Raw genomic sequence first — 296 nt, forward strand, 5'->3', positions numbered from 1 at the left:
TCACCAGGTCGTAACCGGGCTGCAACTCGATGTAGCCGTCGTTGCTGCTGTCGCCTGGGATGATCTCGCCACGAACCGAGCCCGACGCATCGAAGTCACAGCCGGTGCCCGTGATGTTGGCATCGACCTGAATGTCGACCGGCACAGGGTCACCGGCATTGGTCGGATGGTCACGGACGACGATGTCCTGCGCGGTCATCGTCACCACGACGTCGAACCCGAGGGCCGTTGCCGTGCAATCGCTGAAGGTCAGCGAGCTGATCTCACCGACGGGGGTTCCAACGGACACCGACGCT

1 protein-coding gene is annotated in these 296 nt (G+C 63.2%); it reads right to left on the reverse strand.

Annotated features, from left to right (window positions below):
• Positions 1-296 (reverse strand): hypothetical protein (locus D9V41_RS18185; protein ID WP_208006954.1); only part of this gene is annotated, 296 nt, incomplete at both ends.

Origin of the sequence: Aeromicrobium phragmitis, from assembly GCF_003674095.1 — a bacterium.
GTDB classification, from domain to species: Bacteria; Actinomycetota; Actinomycetes; order Propionibacteriales; family Nocardioidaceae; genus Aeromicrobium; species Aeromicrobium phragmitis.